The sequence below is a fragment of the Franzmannia qiaohouensis genome, assembly GCF_031451695.1.
GTDB classification, from domain to species: Bacteria; Pseudomonadota; Gammaproteobacteria; order Pseudomonadales; family Halomonadaceae; genus Franzmannia; species Franzmannia qiaohouensis.
In genome coordinates this window covers 73229-92604 of sequence record NZ_JARWAM010000003.1, presented here as the reverse complement: position 1 = coordinate 92604, position 19376 = coordinate 73229, and the positions used below count along the sequence as shown (strand labels likewise).

Sequence of the window (19376 nt, the reverse complement as noted above, 5' to 3'; positions counted from 1 at the left end):
CCAGGAGTCGTCCATGCAACGCTATTCCGGCTTCGGCCTGGTCAAGCACGCGCTGAGCCACCATGAGCACTGGGAGCGCCAGTGGCGCAATCCCACGCCCAAGAAGCAGTACGACGTGATCATCGTCGGCGGCGGCGGCCACGGCCTGGCCACCGCATACTACCTGGCCAAGGAGCACGGCATCACCAATGTCGCCGTGGTCGAGAAGGGCTGGCTGGGCGGCGGCAACACGGCGCGCAACACCACCATCGTGCGCTCCAACTACCTGTGGGACGAGGCGGCGGCGCTCTACGAACACTCCATGAAGCTGTGGGAAGGGCTCTCCCAGGACATCAACTACAACGTGATGTTCTCCCAGCGCGGCGTGCTTAACCTCGGCCACACCCTGCAGGACATGCGCGACATCCAGCGCCGGGTCAACGCCAACCGCCTCAACGGCATCGACAGTGAAGTGCTCGACGCCGACGGCGTACAGAAGATCGTGCCGATCCTCGACTGCTCCAAGCGCGCCCGCTATCCGGTGATGGGCGCCTCGTGGCAGCCGCGGGCCGGGGTGGCGCGCCACGACGCGGTGGCATGGGGCTACGCTCGTGCCGCCGATGCGCTGGGGGTCGACCTGCTGCAGAACACCGAGGTCACCGGCTTCAAGATCCGCGATGGCCAGGTCTATGGCGTGCATACCAACCGCGGCGACATCGAGGCCAAGACTATTGGCTGCGTCACCGCCGGCAACTCCGGTGTGCTGGCCAAGATGGCCGGCTTCCGGCTGCCGCTGGAGTCGCATCCGCTGCAGGCGCTGGTCTCCGAGCCGCTCAAGCCGATCCTCGACACCGTGGTGATGTCCAACCACGTCCACGGCTATATCAGCCAGTCGGACAAGGGCGACCTGGTGATCGGCGCCGGCATCGACGGCTACAACGGCTACGGCCAGCGCGGCAGCTTCCCCACCGTGGAGCACACCCTGCAGGCCATCGTCGAGATGTTCCCGATCTTCTCGCGGGTGCGCATGAACCGCCAGTGGGGCGGCATCGTCGACACCTGCCCGGACGCCTGCCCGATTCTGTCGAAGACGCCGGTCAAGGGGCTGTTCTTCAACTGCGGCTGGGGCACCGGCGGCTTCAAGGCCACGCCCGGGTCGGGGCATGTGTTCGCCGCCAGCCTGGCCAAGGGCGAGATGCACCCCATCGCCGCGCCGTTCTCCATCGACCGCTTCCATTCGGGAGCGCTGGTGGACGAGCACGGTGCCGCCGGGGTGGCGCACTAATCGAACCTGCACGGCACGATCGCAGTTGTCCTCTGAGCGAGGAACGCCGGGGACAGGCCGAAGAGGAGGTTTGCGCCATGGATGGCGCAAGGTAGCGCCCAGGGATGGGTTCACAGCGCCTCCTCGCAGGCCTGTCGACGGAACAGTTCCGAGCGGTGCTGCAATTTGCGATAGCCCTGCGAGTCCTCAGGGATGGATTGACGGCGTGTTCGCGCATCCCTTCGCGAGGTGGCGGGCTCGAGCCAGAAGACAATGACAGATGCGGCGCAGCGTTGATGCGCGGCTTCAGGAGAACCACCATGTTTCAGATCTACTGCCCCCACTGCGAGGAGCTCCGTGAAGAAGAGGAGTTCCACCCCAAGGGCCAGGCCCACATCGTGCGCCCCGCCGAACCCGAGGCCTGCTCTGATGAAGAGTGGGGCGACTACCTGTTTTTCCGTGACAACCCGCGCGGCATCCACCACGAAATGTGGGTGCACGCCGTCGGCTGTCGCAAGTTCTTCAACGTCACCCGGCACACCGTGAGCTACGCGATCCTCGAGACCTACAAGATCGGCGAGCAGCCCAGCGTCACCGCTGAGCCTTCGGCCAGCGAAGCGGCCGCCTCCACTGCTGATGTCCGCCAAGGAGTCCGCGCATGAACCAGCAAGTACAGCGCCTCGCCCAGGGCGGGCGCATCGACCGCAGCCGGCCACTCGGTTTCACCTTCAACGGCCAGACCTACCAGGGCTATCACGGCGATACCCTGGCCTCGGCGCTGCTCGCCAATGGCGTCGACATCGTCAACCGCAGCTTCAAGTATTCGCGGCCACGGGGCATCGTCGCCGCCGGCGCCGAAGAGCCCAATGCCGTGGTCCAGTTGGGTGCCAGCGAGGGCGCCCAAGTGCCCAACGTGCGCGCCACCCAGCAGGCGCTCTACGACGGCCTGGTGGCGCGTAGCACCAACGGCTGGCCCAGCGTGCAGAAGGACCTCATGGGGCTGGTCGGCAAGGTCGGCGGCAAGCTGATGCCGCCGGGCTTCTACTACAAGACCTTCATGGCCCCGGCCTCGATGTGGATGACCTACGAAAAGTACATCCGCAAGAGCGCCGGGCTGGGGCGCAGCCCCGCCGAGGCCGACCCGGATATCTACGATCACTTCAATCGCCACTGCGAGGTGCTGGTGATCGGTGCAGGCCCGGCGGGCCTCGCTGCCGCCCTGGCCGCGGCGCGCAGCGGCGTGCGGGTGATTCTCGCCGACGAGCAGGAAGAGATGGGCGGCTCGCTGCTCGATAGCCGCGAGACCCTCGACGGCAAGCCGGCAGCGCAGTGGGTCGCCGAGACCCTCGACGCGCTGCGCGGGCTGGCCAACGTGACCCTGCTGCCGCGCACCACCGCCAACGGTTATCACGACCACAACTTCGTCACCCTCCACGAGCGGCGCACCGAGCACCTCGCCGACAGCGCGCCGCGCACTGCCCAGGGCGCACGCCAGAGCCGGGCGCGGATGCATCGGGTGCGTGCCGGTCAGGTGATCCTGGCCACCGGCGCCCACGAGCGGCCGCTGGTGTATGCCGGCAACGACGTGCCGGGCAACCTGGTGGCGGGCGCCGTCTCTAGCTATATCCGCCGCTACGGCGTGGTGCCGGGCAACAAGCTGGTGCTCTCCGTCAGCAACGACTACGCCTACCGCGCGGCTCTCGACTGGCACGACGCAGGGCGCGAGGTGGTGGCCATCGTCGATGCCCGTGAGGCGCCTGACGGTGACCTGATCAACCAGGCCCGCGAGCGCGGCATTCGGGTGATCACCGCCAGCGCAGTGATCGAGGCCAAGGGCGCCAACCGCGTCTCGGCGGCGCGGGTCGCCAGGATCGATATCGACGGCTTTCGCGTTGCCGGCCCGGTCGAGACCCTGGCCTGCGACTGCGTGGCCAGCTCCGGCGGCTACAGCCCGGTGATCCACCTCGCTTCCCACACCGGCGCGCGGCCGACCTGGAATGACGGCATTCTCGGGTTCGTGCCGACCCTGGTCGACGGCGTACTCGCCAGCGGCGCGGCCCACGGCATCTACGCCCTGGGCGAGGTGTTGGCCGATGGCGTGGCGGTAGGCTCGCGGGCCGCCGCGGCGACCGGCGGCGAGGCCGCCGAGGTAGCGCTGCCGGCTTGCCAGGCGCTCAACGAATCGCCGGCCTGCGCGCTCTACCAGGTGCCCCATGAGAAACCGACGCTGCGCGCCCCCAAGCAGTTCGTCGACCTGCAGAACGACGTCACCGCCGCGGCCATCGAGCTCGCTACTCGCGAAGGCTTCGAGTCCATCGAGCACGTCAAGCGCTACACCGCCATGGGCTTCGGCACCGACCAGGGCAAGCTCGGCAATATCAACGGCATGGCCATCGCCGCGCGCTGCCTCGAGCGCACCATCCCTGAAGTGGGCACCACGGTGTTCCGGCCCAACTACACGCCGGTGACCTTCGGCGCCATCGTCGGTCGCCACTGCGGCGAACTGTTCGACCCCGAGCGCTATACCGCGCTGCACCAGTGGCACGTTGAGAATGGCGCCGAGTTCGAGGACGTCGGCCAGTGGAAGCGGCCCTGGTACTATCCGCGCAAGCAGGGCGTCAAGCAGGAGAGCATGCACGAGGCGGTGGCCCGCGAGTGCCGGGCGGTGCGCGAAGGGGTGGGTATCCTCGACGCCTCGACGCTGGGCAAGATCGATATTCAGGGCCCCGACGCCCGTGAGTTCCTGGCGCGTATCTATACGAACAAGTGGGAGAAGCTGGCGGTCGGCAAGTGCCGCTACGGCCTGATGTGCAAGGACGACGGCATGGTCACCGACGACGGCGTGACCAGCTGCCTGGCCGACAATCACTTCGTGATGACCACCACCACCGGCGGCGCCGCGGCGATCCTCGAGTGGCTGGAGCTGTGGCACCAGACCGAGTGGCCGGAGCTCGACGTCACCTTTACTTCGGTGACCGACCACTGGGCGACCATGACCGTGACCGGGCCCAAGTCGCGGGCGCTGCTCGCCGAGCTCACCGATATCGACCTGGAGCGCGACAGCTTCAAGTTCATGGACTGGCGCGAAGGCACGGTAGCCGGAGTGCCGGCGCGGGTGTTCCGCATCTCCTTCACCGGCGAGCTGACCTTCGAGATCAACGTCCAGGCCCACTACGCCATGCACGTCTGGAAGGCGCTGTTCGAGCACGGCAAGAAGTACGACCTGACGCCCTACGGCACCGAGACCATGCACGTGCTGCGCGCCGAGAAGGGCTTCATCATCGTCGGCCAGGACACCGACGGCTCGGTGACCCCGGAAGACCTCGGCATGCAGTGGTGCGTAGGCTACGACAAGCCGTTCTCGTGGATCGGCAAGCGCGCGCTGACGCGCAGCGATACCGCCCGTAGCGACCGCAAGCAGCTGGTCGGCCTGCGGCCCAAGGACCCCAAGGTGGTGCTGGAGGAGGGCGCGCAGATCGTCTTCGATCCCAACCACGCCATCCCCATGCCGATGGTCGGTCACGTCACCTCGAGCTACTACAGCCCGACCCTCGACAGCGGCTTTGCGCTGGCGGTGGTCAAGGGCGGCCAGCAGCGCATGGGCGAGAGCGTCTACCTGCCGATGGCCGACGGCAGCGTCCATGAAGCCGAGATCACCAGCACGATCTTCATCGATCCCAAGGGAGAGCGTCAGCATGTCTGATTCAGCGCTGAGCCGAGTGAACCTGTTTGATTCCCGCGCCGACCACGCCAGCGTGGCAGTCGAGTCGCCGCTGGCCTATTCCCTGCAGCGCAGCGGCGCACCGGCCCCCAGCGCCGCCAGCCGGGTGGTTCTGCGCGAGCAGGCCTTCCTTGGCCACCTGATCCTGCGCGGCGGGGCCATCGTCCTCGACGAGGCGCTGCGCGAGGTGCTGGATATCGGCTTGCCGGGCCGCCCCAATACCCTGAGCTGGGACGCCAGCGGTGAGCGCTCGATCCAGTGGCTGTCGCCGGATGAGTGGCTGCTGATCGTCCCCGGCGGCGAGGCCTTTACGGTGGAGCGGCGGCTGCGCGAGCGCCTCGCCGATGCCAGTTTCGCCATCGTCGACGTCAGCGGTGGCCAGACGCTGCTGACGCTGGAGGGCGAGGCGGTGCCCGAGCTGCTGATGAAGTCGGTGGTCTACGACGTCGACCCGAGCCACTTCGCGGTGGGCAAGGGGGTCAACACGGTGTTCGCCAAGGCCACCGTCATCGTGCGCCGCAGCGGCGAGACCCGCTGGGAGCTGGTGGTGCGTAGAAGCTTCGCCGACTACTGCTACCGCTGGTTGCTGGATGCCGGCGAGGAGTATGCAATAGGTGTGGAGCGGTAGGTTACACAACGCCAACGCCTGGATGGTCCAGGGTGATCACAGTTGTCTCTAAGCGAAGGACGCCGGGGACAGGCCGAAGAGGAGGTTCTACGCCATGGATGGCGTAGGTAGCGCTCAGGGACGATTTACAGCGCCTCCTCGCAGGCCTGTCGACGGATCAGACCTGAGCGTTGCTATTTACAAACCGTCGACGGCAGGGATGCCATTAGGAGCCTCAATGAATCACTCTTCAGATACCTGGATTCTCGCCGCCCAGTGCCCCAGCCGGCTGGGCACCGTGGACGTGGTCACCCGCCTGCTCAAGGAGTGGCGCTGCTACATCACCGAGCAGCAGTCCTTCGATGATCGCCTCAGCCAGCGCTTCTTCATTCGCACCGCCTTTCACCCCGAGGGCGGGGCGCTCGACGCCGACGCCTTCCAGGCGGCTTTCGCCGCCCGCGCCGCCGAGTTCGGCATGACCTTCGAGCTGACCGCGCCGGGCCAGCTTACCCCGGTGGTTATCATGGTCTCCAAGGCCGACCACTGCCTCAACGACCTGCTCTATCGCTATCGCACCGGCCAGCTGCCGATCGAGATCCGCGCGGTGGTCTCCAACCACCCGGACCTCGAGCCGCTGGCCGCCTGGCACGGGCTGCCCTACCACCACTTCCCGATCACCCCGGAGACCAAGCCCGAGCAGGAAGCCCAGGTGTGGCAGGTGATCGAGGAGAGCGGCGCCGAGCTGGTGATCCTGGCGCGCTACATGCAGGTGCTCTCCAGCGAGATGAGCGAGAAACTGGCGGGCAAGGCGATCAATATCCACCACTCGCTACTGCCCGGCTTCAAGGGCGCCAAGCCATACCACCAGGCCCATGCCAAGGGCGTCAAGCTGGTCGGTGCCACCGCCCACTACATCAACGACGACCTCGACGAGGGGCCGATCATCACTCAGGGGGTGGAGCCGGTGACCCACGCCGACACCCCTGAGGACCTGGTCGCCAAGGGCCGCGACATCGAGTGCCTGACCCTGGCCCGGGCGGTGGCCTACCACCTCGAGCGCCGGGTGTTTCTGAACGACAAGCGTACGGTGGTATTCGCGCGATAGTGGCTCTGCAGGGGGCGGCCGCGTACGTGGGCGCCGGATGTTATTGATAAGCTAAATGATAATTCTTATAATTTAGCTTGGCCGGTGTCCCCGCCGGCGACATCCCGCTCCCTGATCGAGACGCTCCCATGTCCCATAGCCCTGCTTGCCCTACGCCAGCGCCCATGAGCGTGGCGATTCGGCGCGCCGCTACGTTGTCGCTTTCCGGCCTCTTCGCCGCCACTTCTCTGGGCCTCCAGGCGCAAGACGATATCGAGACCCAAGACACCATGGTGGTGACGGGAACCGCCTTGAAGGTGGCGACACCGCTGGTCGAGACGCCGCGTCCGGTCTCCATTGTCGAGCGTGATGAGCTCGAAGAGCGCAACGTGCAGCAGCTCGACGAGACCTTCCGCTACCGCTCCGGCGTTTTGGCAGGCCACTACGGCTCGGATAACAATACCGACTGGTTCAAGGTCCGCGGCTTCGATCAAGCAACCTATCAGGACGGCCTGCGGATTTACCGCGAGGGATTTTATCAATGGTTGCCAGAGCCCTATGGGCTAGATCGTGTCGAACTCTTCAAAGGGCCCTCGTCGATTCTCTACGGCGAGGCGCCGTCCGGTGGCCTGATCAATGCGGTCAGCAAGCGGCCAACCGACGAGCCGCGAGGCGAGATCAACATCCAGGCAGGCAACAGGCATCATCGTCAGGTGGGTATCGATACCTCGGGCCCACTTACCGCAGGCGGCGATGTGCGCTATCGCTTCGTCGGTCTATACAAGGAACGTGACGGAGACCTGAATGATACCGAGAATGAGCGCTACTACTTTGCGCCCAGTCTTGAATGGGATATCACCGATGACACGCGATTGACCGTGCTTGCCAGCGTCCAGAAGGATGACGGGATTCCCGTCAATCCCTTCAAGCTGGCCTATGGCACGGTTCAGGATACGCCGTTTGGCAGGGTGGATCCTCAGACCAACTATGGAGCCCCCGGTTACGACAAGGACGAGCGTACCCAGACGGCGGTTGGATACGAGTTCGAGCATGCCTTCAACGACACGTGGAGATTCGAGCAGAATTTCCGCTACAGCCATCTCGATCTGGATCTGCGCAGTACCTATATGATGATGGGAACCGGTGATGGCCAGACGGCATTTCGCGGTCATCTGCAGCGCGATGGCGAGATCGATAGCATCACCGTCGACAACCGCATGGTCGGCAAATGGTATAGCGACCGCACGGAAAACACGCTATTACTCGGGGTGGACTACCAGGACCTGACACTGGATGGCAGGGAATTCGACAACTACTTCTACGACAGTGTCGATATCTTCAACCCTCAGGGTGGCATTGCCCCAGTACCCAGCGATCAGCTGGCCCGCCGCAAGATCGACAAGGAGCAGCTGGGGCTATATGCACAGAACCAGTTGCGTATCGACGATCGCTGGGTACTGCTTGGCGCCGTTCGCCACGACAGTGCCGATGTACGCAACGAGTCCGAACTCGATAACAACACGGTGGATGAAACCCAGTCCGCGACCTCCTGGTCCGGTGGCGTCATGTACCTTGGCGATAACGGCCTGAATCCCTATATCAGCTATACGGAATCCTTCCGCCCGGCAGCGCAGACCACCCCCGACGGTGCCATCTTCGAGGAAATCGAAGGTGAACAGTGGGAGCTGGGCGTCAAGTACGCGCCGTTCAATTGGGACGGCTATGTGACAGCGGCGATCTTCGATATCAAGGAGTCGAACTCCTTTGCCTCGGCTCCCGGTGGTTATCAGACGCAGGAGGGCGAGCGAACCTCACGTGGATTCGAACTCGAGGGGGTGGGCTATCTCACGGACGCTCTCAGGCTGACAGCGGCCTATACCTACACCGATGCGCGTGATGCCGACGACAATCGGGCGGCACTCATCCCGCGTCATATGGCCTCTGCCTGGCTGAACTATGACTTCCAGGGGACGGCGCTGGATGGCTTGAGTGTCGGGGTGGGGGTTCGTCATGCAGGTGAGACAGTGGATGGCGATATCACCGTGGCCGACTACACGGTGGGAGATGCCATGGCGAGTTACGACTTCAACCGCAACTGGACCGCCCAACTCAACGTCAACAACATCACTGACGAAACGTATGTCGCCAGTTGCGATTTCTGGTGCTACTACGGCGAGTCGCGCAGCGTCATCGGCAGCCTGCGCTATCGCTGGTAGGCACGAAAAAGACAGGATCTTGGCCGTCCCTGGCCAAGCATCCTGCCTAGCAGGCCACGGCGATGCGATGCTCCCCGTTGGGATGTGGCATCACCTGCATCGGCAGGCCGTAGATCGCTTCCAGGGTGGCGTCGGTCATCATCTCCTCGGGGGAGCCGTGGGCCAGTACTCGGCCGCTGTGCAGGGCGAGCAGTTCGTCGCAGTAGCGTGAGGCCATGTTGATGTCGTGCAGCACGATGATCACGCACAGCTTCAGCTCGTCGCACAGCTTGCGGATCAGTGCCAGCACTTCCATCTGATGGGAGATATCCAGCGCGGCCAGCGGTTCGTCGAGCAGCAGGAAGCGGCTCTCCTGGGCCAGCAGCATGGCCAGCCACACGCGCTGGCGCTCGCCGCCTGAGAGGGTGTCCACCAGTCGGTCGGCGAAGTCCTCGGTATGGCTGAGCTCGATGGCGCGCTCGACGGCGGCCTTGTCCTCTTGGGTGTGGCGGCCCAGCAGCCCATGCCAGGGATAGCGCCCGAAGCTGATCAGCTCGCGCCCGATAAGATTCTCGGCGCTGGGCAGGTGCTGGGGCAGATAGGCCACCCGGCGGGCGAACTCGCGCTGGCCCCAGTCGTTCAGGGGGCGTTTGTCGAGCCGGATTTCGCCGCGACTGACGGTCTGCTGCTGGGCGAGCAGCTTGATCAACGTCGATTTTCCCGAACCGTTATGGCCGATCAACGCGTAGATCTTGCCCTCCTCGAAACGGTGCTCCACGGGATGGAGCAGACAGGTACCGTTGACCTCGAAGGTAGCGCCCTTGATCTCGAACATGCTGGTTTCCTCGAGCGGGAAGTCGATCCTCATGGGGCAGACAAGGATCGTTGCTTTTATTTGCCGTGAGTGCGTCGCCGAAGAGCTTGCCAAGACCGCGTTCTAGCGGCCTCTAGCCTCCCAGCCAGCTGCGCAAGCGCTGGCTGGGTGATGGCACATGACTGTCAGAAGTGCGGCTGGCGCTGCCCGAGAGCTGCGCCGTGGCTTCCTTGAGCGGCGCCATAACGGCTGCGAGATGGTGTTGGCAGAGCTGGCGGTTGAGGGCGGCGGGGCATTGCGCCATCAGCAGGCCGCAGTGGTAGATCGCGGTGTCCAGCGGCTGGCTGACCGCCTTGAAGGGCGCAGCCTCCTGGCGGCAACGCTGCAGCTCATTGAGGAGCATGCGCAGCGTTTGCGCATCCAGCCAGCAGGGTGTGTCGTCTCTTCTGGGGGAGGTAGCCACCGAGTTCTGGATCGCCTGGAAGGAGACGTGCAGAAAAACGCATGTGTAGTAAAGCTGGGAGCGTTCCGTGTTCATAGGGCACCATGAATAATCCCAATGAGATTGATTTGCATTTTGTATGGCGTGGGCGGGTATGTCAAATACCTGGCAGAAGGCAGTCAGCCACAGTAGAAAAACCCATGGAGGGGGCTATCTGTTGTGTCGATGTTCCCTTAGCCGTTGGCCTTGCCCAGCCGCCAGTAGCCCATGCTGGTCACGTACTGTTTGGGCAGGCCGCACTCGTTGAGCAAGTAGCGCCGCAGCTGCATGGCGACCTTGGTTTCAGCGGCGATCCAGGCGTAGAAGGGCGCGTTGTCATCAAGGGTGGCAGGCTCCCATAGCGGCGCGTCATCGTCATCCCTGTCATCGCTGGCAGGCGATGGGCCACCCCCCAGCGCGAGAACCTCGTGGCGCAAGTCAACGTCACGTACCGCCTGTAACAGCAGCTCGCCATGGTGGCAGGCCGGCTCGGTATCGCGGGTCAGCCAGCGCAGCTTGGCTGCCTGGGGGAGCGGCTGAACATCGTCGCTGCATGGGACTTCGATTAGCGCTTCGACCTCGGGGGTAAATGGCAGGACATCGAGGGTTTCCAGAATACCCGCCGCCGCGGGCAGCGCGGTTTCGTCGGCGATGATAAGAATGCGGCGCACACCCCGCGGCGGCTTCCACTCATAGCCAAGCGTTGGGCCCTCTGCGTTGGCTGCCGGGGCCGTCATCGCCAGTCGGTCACCTGGGCGGGCGTGCATCGCCCAGCGCGAGGCGGGGCCATTGTCGCCGTGAAGCACGAACTCCACATCGACCTCGGAACGCTCAGGACGTAAAGCGCGGATGGTGTAGGTGCGCATTGCGGGGCGCTGTGCATCCGGCAGGGCGCGGTAGGCGCTGTACCAGTCTTGCTCTTCCCGCTTGGCGATATCGAACAAGGCCTCGAGGCTGCCTTCTCCTTGGGTGAAGAACAGCTTGATGCGCTGATCTGGTGCATAGGTCGCCATCCGCGCGACCTGCGGACCGCAGAAAGTGAATCTGACCAAAGACGGACTGATTTGGGTGCGCCGGGCAAGCGTGATGTCGAAGAGTCGGTAACGCTGCTGTGCCGCCATGGTGTGTGACTCCAGGGGAAAACGCCAATTGTAGTGCAAATGTATATCATTTAGAATTACTTCCTGTCATTCAACCCTAACGTTCAGGAAAGGCTAAGAAAATGCCTTTGAAGATGGCTTTGCGAGTAACCCCGTGGATGACGGCACTGCGCACTGCCCCGTGCGCGGCGGTTAGACAGGACAACTTGGCATGCTAGGTGCGACGGCAATGGGGCAGAAAAAGCGCGGAGGCACGCCAGCGCTGACCTGCTGGCTGCTGAGCCTGCCGCTGGTGGTGCTTTTCTGGCTTGGCTTGGAGGCCCAGGGCGGCATGGCGCTGGGTATGCAGGCGCTGTTGTCACCCTCGTTCGAGGATGTCGATCAACTGCTGCTGCACTATGCGTGGTGGCCGAGGCTCTCCATCGCCCTGCTGGCCGGCGGGGGCCTGGCGCTGGCCGGGGTGCTGATGCAGCAGGTACTGCGCAACCCGCTGGCGTCGCCTACTACGCTGGGTGTGGCCTCGGGGGCCAACCTGGTGCTGATGACGGCGACCCTGCTGGCGCCGGGACTGTTGGCCGTTGGCCGCGAGTGGGTGGCGCTGGCTGGCGGTGGTCTGGCGGTGGGGCTGGTGTTCTTGTTGGCCTGGCGGCGGGGGTTGGCGCCGATCGTGGTGGTGCTTGCGGGACTGGTGGTCAACCTCTACCTGGGGGCACTGGCCACGGCGCTGCTGCTGTTCAACCACGAGGCACTGTCGGGGCTGCTGATCTGGGGGGCCGGATCGCTGGCCCAAAACGGCTGGGATGGCGTGGCGATCCTCTGGCCACGGATGGCCATCAGCTGCGTGGCGGCCTGGTTCCTGCTGCGTCCGCTGGCGGTACTGGAACTGGACGACGCCAGCGCCAAGAGCCTGGGCGTATCGCTCACCTATCTGCGCTTTGCCGGTATGGGGCTGGCGGTGTTCATCACCGGCAGCATTGTCAGCGTGGTGGGGATCATCGGCTTCATCGGCCTGGCGGCGCCCAATATCGTGCGCATGGCCGGGGCGCGTCGCCTCGGCGAGCGCCTGCTGTGGGGCACCCTGCTGGGCGCCGTGCTGCTGGCCACCACGGATCTGCTGCTACAGAACTTCACCGGCCTGGTGCCGATGCTGATTCCTACCGGCGCGGTGACCGGTGCCCTGGGGGCGCCGCTATTGATGTGGCTGATCCCGCGCCTGAAGCTGCAGGGTAACCGTGCCCCCCAGCCGGCTGCCGTGCTGGCCAACCGTCATCCCGCCCCGGGGTGCCTGGCCACTCGCCTGGCCATTGGGCTGCTGTTGGCGGCGGGGCTGGGGTTGCTGTTGGGGCAGGGGGTGAATGGCTGGTACTGGCTGTCACCGGACAACTGGAACGTCATGCAGTGGCGGCTGCCACGGGTGGTGGCGGCGGCAGCCAGTGGCTTGATGCTGGCCGTGGCCGGCACGCTGCTGCAGCGCCTCTCCGCCAATCCCATGGCCAGCCCCGAGGTGTTGGGGATTAGCGGCGGCTGTGCCATCGCCTTAATCCTGGGGATCTTCCTGCTGCCGGCGCCGACCAGCGGCATGCTGGTGGGCGTCGGTACCCTGGGCGCCCTTGCCACCTTGCTGATACTGGTTGTGCTCAATCGCCGCAGCGGTTTCGTGCCCGAGCGGCTGCTGCTCACCGGGGTGGCGGTCACGGCACTATTCGATGCGGTGCGCAGCGTGATGCTGGCGGGTGGCGATCCGCGCGGGCAGCAGGTGATCGCCTGGCTGGCGGGCTCCACCTATTACGTCGATCTCACCAGTGCCCTGGTGGTGGGAACGCTGGCCGCACTGCTGACGCTGTGCACGCTACCGCTGACCCGCTGGTTGGACATCCTGCCGCTAGGCTCGCCCACCACGCTGGCGCTGGGCATTGCCCTCAGTCGTGCGCGCCTGGTGCTGCTGCTGCTGGTGGCCCTGCTCACGGCCTGCGCCACCTTGGTGGTGGGGCCGTTCTCCTTCGTCGGGCTGCTGGCGCCGCATATGGCTAGGCTGCTGGGGCTGTCGCGCGCCCACCATCACCTGTTGGGTGCGGCGCTAGTGGGCATGCTGCTGATGGTGCTGGCCGACTGGCTGGGTCGCCAGGTGATCTTTCCCTATGACATGCCGGCTGGGCTGGTCGCCTCGCTGATCGGCGGCGCCTATTTCATGTGGGGGCTGCGGAGGCTGTGAGAGGCCGCTCCAGCGTCGCGACCTGCCTGCTCAAGGAGCAGCAGGCCGCGACAAGGGGCCACGAGGGCGTATCGCCCAGCGGGGGCAGGGGTCAGATGGCCTGGACCCAGCGCTGCTCGGCTGTGGGCTGCCAGTCGATGGGGCCATCGTCTTCGCGCAGGTCGAAGGCCTGGTGGCCGGCGACATGATTGAGGATGGTCGCCGAGCGCCAGGCCATCAGCGACAGCTGCGGCTCGGCGATGCCGTGGCTGTGGCGGCCGGCGTTGACCGCATAGATGCGGTGTGCCGAGGGCCCGTCCCAGCTCGCTTCGAAGTGGGGGCCCAGCACCAGCTCGCCATGAGCATTGCGTTCCAGGCGCGGCGTCAGGTCTCCCAGGCAGTCAGGAAGGTGCGAACAGAAGCCGGTGGCGAAGACCACGACGTCGGCGTTGAAGCGTTCCCGGCCGCCGGTGAGCCCATGTTCGGTGGTCAGGGTGAAGCCGAGGCCGTTGCGGTCCAGGGCGGTGGCCTCGCGGTGTGGAAAGAGCCGTGCCCAGCGGGGCTCGCCGAGCACGTCGAACCGGTGGTAGAGCTCGCGGTAGAGCGACTGCAGGGCGGCGGGAGTGATGCCGTCGCTGGCCAGCTTCTGGGCCGCCACTTCACGCTCGCGGACCTCACGGGGCAGGCCGTGGAAGCGGCGGGTGTAGTCGGGCGTGAAGTACTCGTTGGTGAAGGCGGTCTCGTCGAGGGGTTCGAAGTTGCGCCGCCGCGAGACCCAGTGCAGCTCCCGCGGCTGGCCCCAGTGCCCGCGCAGGGCATTGAGGAAGATGTCGGCGCCGCTCTGGCCGCCGCCGACCACCACCACCCGTCGCCCGCCGAAGTCACGCCGGGTCCTGGCGATCTCAGCGGCGTGCAGGCAGTGGGGGCCACGCAGCGCCTCGGCGAAGTCCGGCAGCCAGGGGCGCTTGCCGGTGCCCAGGCTGAGGTGGCGGGCGCGGTAGTCGCCGTCGTCGGTGCGCAGCCGGAAGCCGCGGCCGTCGAGCTGGACCTCCCGCACCGCCTCGCCGAGGGCGACGTTGTCCAGGCGCCGGGCGGCCCAGCCCAGATAGTCGGAGAATTCGGCACGGCTGACGGTGCCCAGCTCGGCGTTGAGGAAGCGGTAGAAACGATGGTGCTCGACCAGGTAGCTGAGGAAGGAGTGGCGGCTGTCCGGGGCCACGGCGGTAACCAGGTCCTTGAGGAAACCGGTCTGCAGGTGGGTGTCGGGGAGCATCAGCCCCGGGTGCCAGACCGGGTCGTGTCGGCGCTCGAAGAAGCGCGTGGCGAGCCGTGGCATGTGCGAGTCGGCCAGCGCGGCGATGCTCAGGTTGAAGGGCCCGGCCCCAAGGCCGGCCAGGTCGAGAATATCTGCATCAGACATCGGACACCTCCTGTGTCGTGGCTGTGCCGGCGGTGACGGCCGGCTGTCGGACGAAGTGCAGCGGGTTGTCGACGCGCAGTTCCATCTCCGCGAGCATGCGCTCGGCAGCGGCATCGGTGGCGTGCAGGAACTTGGCGCGGTTGAGGGTCAGGCGCAGGATGCGCGGGGCGAACAGCTCGAAGCGGGCGAAGCGCCCGGCCAGCTCGGGATGCCGAGCACGGTAGGCCGCGAGCACGTCGCCACACAGGCGATAGAAGCGCGCCTCCGAGATCCCGCAGGCCTCGGCCAGGGGGGCGATGAAGCGCAGGGTGGTGACGAAGTGGCCGGTCTGCAGGTCATGAATCAGCTTTTCCGGCGGCAGGCGCACCGTGACGTCCTTGAGCTCGGCGGGCAGGCCGTGGGCCTCCGGGAAGTCCTCGTCGACCAGCCTCAGGTCGCCCTGGAAGTCCTTGAGGGCCAGGCGATGGGGCAAGCCGTCGCGCAGGATCAGGGTCAGATTCTGGCCGTGGGCGATCAGTGACACGCCGTAGCGGCACATCAGGTGCCAGAGAGGCACCAGGGTGACCTCGAACATCCGCGTGAGCCAGGCCTGCGCCCTGTGGGTGTCGTGGGCGCCGGCGGCCGCGAGGTAGGCGGCGAGCCAGGGCCGCCCATCCTCGTCGACCTGCATCAGCTCGGCCATCAGCAATGCCTGCTCGTTGGCCGCCAGGCGCGGTGCCAGGGCCTCGCGCCAGATCACCCCGAACAGCTCGCGGTAGCGATAGGGCGACTGCGGCAGGCGGCCATACTGGGCATGGGGCAGTACGGCCCCCGCGGGTTCGGCGAGGACCTCCAGGTGCACGCGGGCGAACTCCTCGTCGTCGCCTGCCCGGGCCTTCAGCCAGGCCGAGGCGGCGGGGCCGGCGAGCAGGAAGCGCCCGGGAATGCCGCGGTAGCAGGAGGTGTTCATGATGGTCAACGGCAGCTTGATGTCGTAGGCCGACGGCCGGCTGACGTTGGTCAGGGTGCGCAGCGACTGCTGCGGCACGTAGGCATCGCCGAATTCGCCGAGATGGACCAGGCGACGATGGGCGATGTCGGCGACGTGCAGGGGGCCGAGCCACTGCTGCCACTGCCAGGGGTGGACCGGCAGCAGCCGATAGGCGCCGGGGTCCACCACCCGCTCGGCCAGCGCCCGGTGCAGGCGGGCCTTCTCGTTCTCGTCCAGCGCCGAGTCGAGCAGGGGAGCGGCGTCGATGGGGCCGCCGCCGCATGCCAGGGCATCGGCGGCGATGGCCACCCAGCCGAGGCGGAAGGCGTTGCCGTGTTCCGGGGCGAAGCGCGCCAGGGCCTCCAGCCCCCAGCCGCGGCGTCCCTTGTTGAACAGGAACTTGGGATGGCCGTCGAGCAGACGCTGGCGCTGCGGTTCGGGCAGCCGGATGGCCGCATCGGCGCCCAGTCCTCGGCGGGCCTCGCGCAGCCGGCAGTCGGCGCGCAGGGTGGCGAACAGGTCTTCCAGGTGTTCGGCGACCTGGGTGTCGTTCATGCCGAGCGCCGGCGCCAGGGCGAGGAGGAAATCGGCGGCCTCGAGGGAGGCGTCGGCGGGGGGCAACAGGCTCGCGGGGTCGACCTAGGGTTGCCGCCAGAGGTTGACGCTGGCCCGGAAGCGCCAGGCCCCGGCCTCGCCCAGGTCGAGCCGATGGCCGTCGCCGTCGCGCGTCAGGGCGATGACCTGTTCATAGGCCAGCTCGCCGATCATCTTGGCGATCAGGTCGCGATTGGACGCCTCCCAGTAGGGCGCCAGGCAGGTGTCGAGCGGTTCCATCACAGCACCTCCCGGAAGAAGCGCTCGCGCTGCCCCATCACCAGGCTGGCGCGCTTGTGGGGGAAGTCGAAGTCGCGCAGCCGCGACAGGCCCAGCCGCTCGAGGTGGCGGAACAGGCGGCGGTTGTCGTGGCGCGGCTCCAGCACCAGGCGACGGGTGCGCGACTCGGCGAGATAGGCATAGTGGGACAGCCCGCCCAGCCAGGCATCAACGAAATGCGCCCCGCGGACGTCCTCTTCGCCCACCAGCAGGTGCAGGCCGCGGTCGAAGGAGGCCCAGGGGTAGTAGGGGGCGAGGCGGTCCTCGGCGGCCCAGTAGAGCTCGAAGTAGCCGAAGGGGCGGCCGTCGAACTCACCGATCAGCGGCAGGGTGTGCGGATCGGCAAGGCGCTGCGCGACGAAGTCGGCGAGCTCGTCCGCGGGCCAGGCCTGTTCCCAGAACTCGGCGACCCGCGGCAGGTGCATCCAGTGCACGAAGCGCTCGAGGTCGCGTTCGGGCTCGATCAGGCGCAGCGAGAAGGTGCGCCCGAGGCGTGGATCGGCGCGCCGATAGACGAGACCGCTCGGCTTGGCGGGACGCCTGGGGTGCCCGCTCGCGACCTCGAAGGGGGTCTGCTCAGGTCGGGCGGGCGGATGCCGCAGCCAGTGCCAGGGTTGCTGGTAGAAGTCGCCGCGCAGGATGCGGCCGCCGCCGAGCGCCTCGATCAGTCGAGGCCAATCAGCATGGTCCTGCCAGTCGGCCGGCTCCAGGGCCAGCAGTGCCAGGCCGGGATGGTGGGCGAAGACGGCATCGATGCGCTCGATCAGCGAGCCCGTCGTCTCGTCGCGGTCCAGTCGGGCCGCTTCGTCCTGCAGCGGGGCGAGGGCGATATCGGCACGCGGCCGGGCGTCCAGGGTGATGCTCATGCCGGGACTCCTTGGTGGCGGTTGGTGGTGGCGGCAGCGGCCGTCAGGGGGTTGTCCAGCGGCAGGTAGAGGCGCGCCGGCTCGGCGAGGGTGGCTTCGTTGATGCCGCTCAGGTAGCAGAAGAAGTTGCCTTTGGCCTCCAGCCGGGTGGCAAGCAGGGCGTGGTCCAGGCAGTCGAGGTCACCGTCGAGTCGTTCGCGCAATCCCTCGAGGTGAGCGCGCAGGTCGAACAGCAGGGTGGCTTCGTCGATCAGGCCGTCGGCCGCCAGGGCGCTGGTGACGGCGAAGGTGGAGTTGATCAGCAGGTAGTAGAGGAAATAGCGATGCAGGGTGGCTCGCGGCCAGTGGTTCTCCGGCGGACGCTCGAGCTGCGGATGCCGTTCGAGGAAGCGGTCACCCACGCCGCTGCCCTGGCAGTCGCGGTAGAACATGCCCACCGGCCAGCCATCGTCGAGCCGCAGCACGATGTTCTGCTGATGGGCCAGCAGCACGATGCCGTCCTCCACGGCCAGGCCGAACAGGGGCGTCAGCACGCGCTCGCAGAAGGCGGCGAACCAGACACGCGCCACCCGGGGCAGCGGCTCGCCCAGGCCCTGGGCCCTGGCACGTAGGCGCGACGCGAGCAGGGTCTGGTGGCCGGGGCCGAGAGGCTGCTGTGTCAGGGTGGCCAGTACCACCGCCTCGGCATCTTCCGCACCGAGCAGCAGGTTCTCGCGCAGCACCACCAGGCTGGCGGGATCGATGTCGCCGGCGGCATCGCGCCAGCCCAGCCAGGCCGGCTCCTGCATCACGGCGAAGCCGGGAAATCGCCGGGTGACGTCGAGTTCCCGCATCCAGCGGTCCAGGTGCAGGCCGCGCCGGACCTCCTTGACGCTGAGCAGGCGCAGCGAGTTGGTCAGGCGTGCCGACAGCGAGCCCTTGACCATCCAGGGGGCCCGGGGCGTGTAGAGCGAGCGGTGCGATGAGGTCGGCCACCACTTCGCGGCGCTGCTGCCCAGCCACTGCAGCCCGCCGCGCCGCTCCTGGGCCTGGACCCAGGGCAGGCGGCGCAGCTGCCGTGCCTGCCAGGGGTGCATGGGCAGGGCGGTGAAGCCGGCCGGCAGACGTGCAGCGAGGTTCGCAGGCAGCAGGTCCAGGGCGAGGCCGGTGGCGCTGGTGCCGCGACTGGAGTCGCCGGCCGCGAGCTCCGGAGCCACCGCCCACCAGGCGAGTCCGAAGCGGGCGCGGTGCTCGGGGCAGTAGGCGCGGGCCTCGGCTTCGCTGAACGGGGCGCGGGACTTGGGGGCCGGATGGAAGGCGTGGCCGGCCAGCAGGCCCTGCTCCGCCTCGGCGAAGGTCAGCGGGCCGCATTGCAGGTGGGCGAGATCCTCCCGGTCGTCGAGGCTGGCCTGGGTATTGGCCCGGCTCTCCAGCACACGCTCGCGGAAGGCGTCACGGGTGTCGGCATCGAGTGTGCCCACCAGGGCCGGCGTCGCCAGGATGCGTTCCAAGGCGGTGGCGAAGTCGACCGCTCTGGGAGCGCCCTCCTTGTGCCACAGGATGGGCCACTGGAAGCGGCATTCACCGCTGGCGCTGCGGTGGCGCAGTCGCAGCTGCAGTTCGCCGTCGTCGACGGGCAGGCGGGCTATCTCTCCATGAGCCGTATTGTCGAGCCGCCAACCGCGAGTCTCGCGCAGCAGGGCATTGAAGAAGCAGCACGCGGCCGGGTCGACCTCGGGCAGGTGGGGAGCATCGCTAGCTATTGCCATGGCGGCAACCTCCTTGTTGGTAATAATAAAGCTAATGAGAATTCTTAACTTTGTGAGTCGGTT

The 19376-nt window shown here is 66.7% G+C and carries 15 protein-coding genes; 7 read left to right on the top strand and 8 right to left on the bottom strand.

Annotated elements, in window-relative coordinates:
- Positions 1-13 precede the first annotated feature (13 nt).
- The 6 genes from QC821_RS04610 (at position 14) to QC821_RS04585 (ending at position 8871) form a co-directional block, all read left to right on the top strand.
- Positions 14-1264 carry a sarcosine oxidase subunit beta family protein gene (locus QC821_RS04610; protein WP_076746607.1) on the top strand — a complete coding sequence of 417 codons (1251 nt, stop codon included), beginning with the start codon at positions 14-16 and terminating at the stop codon, positions 1262-1264.
- Between the two features lie 299 nt (positions 1265-1563).
- Positions 1564-1905, top strand: coding sequence for a sarcosine oxidase subunit delta (locus QC821_RS04605; protein ID WP_076746608.1), 342 nt, complete (start codon positions 1564-1566; stop codon positions 1903-1905).
- Positions 1902-4946 carry a sarcosine oxidase subunit alpha family protein gene (locus QC821_RS04600; RefSeq protein ID WP_309717642.1) on the top strand — a complete coding sequence of 1015 codons (3045 nt, stop codon included), beginning with the start codon at positions 1902-1904 and terminating at the stop codon, positions 4944-4946. Before QC821_RS04605 ends, QC821_RS04600 begins: the two co-directional genes overlap by 4 nt.
- Positions 4939-5592, top strand: coding sequence for a sarcosine oxidase subunit gamma (locus tag QC821_RS04595; protein WP_309717638.1), 654 nt, complete (start codon positions 4939-4941; stop codon positions 5590-5592). The genes QC821_RS04600 and QC821_RS04595 overlap by 8 nt, the downstream gene beginning before the upstream one ends.
- Positions 5593-5809: 217 nt before the next feature.
- The gene (gene purU, locus QC821_RS04590) at positions 5810-6676 is read left to right on the top strand and encodes a formyltetrahydrofolate deformylase (RefSeq protein WP_309717636.1); all 867 of its coding nucleotides are present in this window, start codon (positions 5810-5812) and stop codon (positions 6674-6676) included.
- Between the two features lie 164 nt (positions 6677-6840).
- Positions 6841-8871 carry a TonB-dependent siderophore receptor gene (locus QC821_RS04585; protein WP_309717633.1) on the top strand — a complete coding sequence of 677 codons (2031 nt, stop codon included), beginning with the start codon at positions 6841-6843 and terminating at the stop codon, positions 8869-8871.
- A 46-nt stretch (positions 8872-8917) separates the two neighbouring features.
- Here the strand turns inward: QC821_RS04585 and QC821_RS04580 are convergent, their stop codons facing one another.
- The 3 genes from QC821_RS04580 to QC821_RS04570 all read right to left on the bottom strand — a co-directional run bounded on the left by QC821_RS04580 (position 8918) and on the right by QC821_RS04570 (position 11266).
- A complete protein-coding gene (locus QC821_RS04580; RefSeq protein WP_309717630.1) occupies positions 8918-9685 on the bottom strand; it encodes an ABC transporter ATP-binding protein in 768 nt (255 codons plus the stop codon).
- A gap of 112 nt (positions 9686-9797) precedes the next feature.
- On the bottom strand, positions 9798-10202 hold the full coding sequence (locus tag QC821_RS04575) for a hypothetical protein (RefSeq protein WP_309717627.1): 405 nt from the start codon (positions 10200-10202) through the stop codon (positions 9798-9800).
- Between the two features lie 137 nt (positions 10203-10339).
- Positions 10340-11266 carry a siderophore-interacting protein gene (locus tag QC821_RS04570; RefSeq protein WP_309717624.1) on the bottom strand — a complete coding sequence of 309 codons (927 nt, stop codon included), beginning with the start codon at positions 11264-11266 and terminating at the stop codon, positions 10340-10342.
- Positions 11267-11456: 190 nt separating this feature from the next.
- Between QC821_RS04570 and fhuB the strand changes: the two genes are divergently transcribed.
- The gene (gene fhuB, locus QC821_RS04565) at positions 11457-13457 is read left to right on the top strand and encodes a Fe(3+)-hydroxamate ABC transporter permease FhuB (protein ID WP_309717621.1); all 2001 of its coding nucleotides are present in this window, start codon (positions 11457-11459) and stop codon (positions 13455-13457) included.
- Between the two features lie 91 nt (positions 13458-13548).
- Here fhuB and QC821_RS04560 read toward each other — a convergent pair whose 3' ends face one another.
- From QC821_RS04560 to QC821_RS04540, 5 genes are read right to left on the bottom strand one after another with little or no spacing between them, the layout of a single operon-like run.
- Positions 13549-14856 (bottom strand): lysine N(6)-hydroxylase/L-ornithine N(5)-oxygenase family protein, encoded by a 1308-nt coding sequence (locus QC821_RS04560; RefSeq protein WP_309717619.1) that lies wholly within the window; start codon positions 14854-14856, stop codon positions 13549-13551.
- The gene (locus tag QC821_RS04555) at positions 14849-16447 is read right to left on the bottom strand and encodes an IucA/IucC family protein (protein WP_309717615.1); all 1599 of its coding nucleotides are present in this window, start codon (positions 16445-16447) and stop codon (positions 14849-14851) included. The genes QC821_RS04560 and QC821_RS04555 overlap by 8 nt, the downstream gene beginning before the upstream one ends.
- Positions 16448-16465: 18 nt before the next feature.
- Entirely contained in the window at positions 16466-16660 is a 195-nt protein-coding gene (locus QC821_RS04550) for a hypothetical protein (RefSeq protein ID WP_309717612.1), read from the bottom strand.
- On the bottom strand, positions 16660-17565 hold the full coding sequence (locus QC821_RS04545; RefSeq protein ID WP_309717611.1) for a GNAT family N-acetyltransferase: 906 nt from the start codon (positions 17563-17565) through the stop codon (positions 16660-16662). The genes QC821_RS04550 and QC821_RS04545 overlap by 1 nt, the downstream gene beginning before the upstream one ends.
- A complete protein-coding gene (locus tag QC821_RS04540) occupies positions 17562-19313 on the bottom strand; it encodes an IucA/IucC family protein (RefSeq protein WP_309717608.1) in 1752 nt (583 codons plus the stop codon). Before QC821_RS04540 ends, QC821_RS04545 begins: the two co-directional genes overlap by 4 nt.
- Positions 19314-19376: the final 63 nt, after the last annotated feature.